At 74.0% G+C, this 2,468-nt stretch carries 1 protein-coding gene and 1 pseudogene; one reads left to right on the top strand and one right to left on the bottom strand.

What is annotated here, in order from left to right; all coding sequences use genetic code 11:
* Positions 1-85 precede the first annotated feature (85 nt).
* A complete protein-coding gene (locus ACFU6K_RS36695; RefSeq protein ID WP_380670631.1) occupies positions 86-2,200 on the top strand; it encodes an alpha-galactosidase in 2,115 nt (704 codons plus the stop codon).
* Positions 2,201-2,208: 8 nt separating this feature from the next.
* Here the strand turns inward: ACFU6K_RS36695 and ACFU6K_RS36690 are convergent.
* A pseudogene (locus tag ACFU6K_RS36690) lies at positions 2,209-2,468 on the bottom strand (hypothetical protein); the annotation flags it as partial.

Here is a 2,468-nt window from a genome sequence, read left to right as displayed (position 1 = left end):
GGCCGGCCCCACCCGGCCGGCCGCACCCCCCTCACTTCCTGACGGTGCGGCCTCGCGCCCTCCCCCACCCCTCCGGAGGGCGCTCATGCGCCGAACCCGCCGCCGTGTCGCGGCATCCCTGCTCTCCCTCGCCCTCGCCACCGCCGGCCTCGGAGCCGTCGGCCTCGACACGGCCGCTCCCGCCACCGCCGCCACCACCCCCACCGCGCTCGGCACCGGCCCCGGTTCGAGCCGCGACAACGGCCCCGACCTCGGCAACGGCAACGCCCTGACCCCGCCGATGGGCTGGAACTCCTGGAACTCCCTCGGCACCGAGGTCACCCAGGAGCAGGTCGTCCAGACCATCGACTTCATGGCCGCCAACGGCCTGGTGGCGGCCGGCTACGACACCGTCACCATCGACGACGGCTGGTCGCTCTGGCACCGCGACGGCCAGAGCTCCGACCTGGTCCGCAACGCCGACGGCGGCCTCCAGCTGTACGACAGCGCCGGGAACCCGGTCAGCGGCACCGACGGCAGCGGCAACGACCCCACCTCCGGCCACCTGGTCCCGCGCCCCGACCACTTCCCCGAGCGGACCGTCGAGGGGCACACCGTCAACGGCATCGCGTACCTCGCCCAGTACGCGCACAGCAAGGGCGTGAAGTTCGGCCTCTACGCCACCGACACCTACCTCACCTGCCAGATGCACCCCGGCAGCCTCGGCCACGAGTCCACCGACGCCGCCGACTTCGTCTCCTGGGGCGTCGACTTCGTCAAGTACGACGACTGCCCGTACGGCCCGCAGATCGTCGGCCCGGACGGGCACGACTACTACACCCAGGGCGAGGGCAAGGAGCTGACCCGCTCGATCTACGCCCGGGTGCAGACCTTCCAGCGCGCCCTGGACGCCGCCTCCGCCGCCCAGGGGAAGCCGAAGGTCACCCTCAGCGTCTCCGCCCAGCCCGTCCACAGCGGGGTCCCGTACCTGCTCGCCGCCGACGACCCGGCCCGCACCGACCCGGTGGTCCAGGCCGCCGGGACGGCCCCCTTCCACGCCCCCGGCTACGCGCCCACCGGTGTCTGGTGCGGCCAGGTCGCCAACCTCTGCCGGATCGGCGGCGACCGGGACAGCGAGCTCGACGGGGTGCTCTGGAACGGGCAGTTGCAGACCGCGCTGCAGTACCCGGGCAACGTCCGCCCGGGCAGCTGGAACGACCTGGACATGATGTTCACCGGCTGGCAGGACGTCTACGGCCTGTGGGGCACCACCGACACCTGCGCCTGCCACAAGCCCTTCACCGACGACGAGTCGCGGACGGAGGCCTCGGTCCTCGCCATGCTCGCCGCGCCGATGATCTCCGGCGCCGACCTGCGCACCGCCGCGCAGTCGCAGCACAGCGCGGACGGCTACACCTGGTCCACCGGGATCAACGACACCGGCCTGGCGATCCTGAAGAACAAGGAGGTCATCGCCGTCGACCAGGACAGCCTGGCGAAACCCGCCACCCTGGTCGGCGCCAAGCCGGCCGACGGGCACGCCCCGGTGGTCCTCAAGCGGCGGCTCGCCAACGGCGACACCGCCGTACTGCTGGTCAACCAGGACCCGTCGGCCGGCCGCACCGTCGCCACCAGCCTCGCCGAACTCGGCCTCGGCGGCTCCGGCTACCAGGCCAAGGAGCTGTGGACGGGCGCGGGTTCGACCGTCACCGGACCGATCAGCGCCGCCCTCCCGCCGCACGGCGCGGCCCTCTACCGGCTCGCCCAGCAGGGCACCGGCGGGCCGTCCGGCGTGGTCGACGACGGTGCGTACCACTCCCTGAGCAGCGGCGGCCTCGCGCTGTCCCTGCTCGGCTCGTGCACCGCGCCGATCGGCTCGATCACCGACCTGGAGCCCGCGCGCCCCGGCGACCCGGCGCAGCAGTGGACCTTCACCGGCAACCCCGACGGCACCGTCCGGATCAGCGACGACTGCGCCACCGGCACCCACCGGCACACCGTGCTCTCCGCCGGGGCCTCGGCCGGTGACAGCGCCTACCTGCTCGACCTGTCGCCCGGCAACCCCTGGCAGGAGTGGAGGCTGACCCAGGACCAGGCCACCGGCGCCGTCACCGTCACCAACGTCGCCACCGGCCTCGCCCTCGACGCGGGCGCCGGCACCGCCGGAACCCCCGTCACCACCCGCCCGGCCACCGGCCAGCGCTGGACCCTCGGGTCCTGAGGGCCCGCTCAGCCCCTCGCGCCGGCCGTCCGCCGCACGGAGCGGGCGGCCGGCATCCGGACCAGCGCCGCCACGCTCAGCCCGAAGACGACCACGCCCAGCGGGACGTGGACCGACGGCACGTGCGCGACGCCCAGCACGACCTGCGCCGAGGCCAGCACCTGGAACCCGGTGGAGGTGGAGACCAGCACGTGCTGGTCGTCACCGGCGGGGTTGATCCGGTTGAAGCCGTCGAGCGGGAGGTCCCCGACGACCTCGAACGTGGTGC

Source organism: Kitasatospora sp. NPDC057512 (genome assembly GCF_042802135.1).
Lineage (GTDB): Bacteria > Actinomycetota > Actinomycetes > Streptomycetales > Streptomycetaceae > Kitasatospora.
This window is presented reverse-complemented; position numbering and strand designations above follow the sequence as displayed.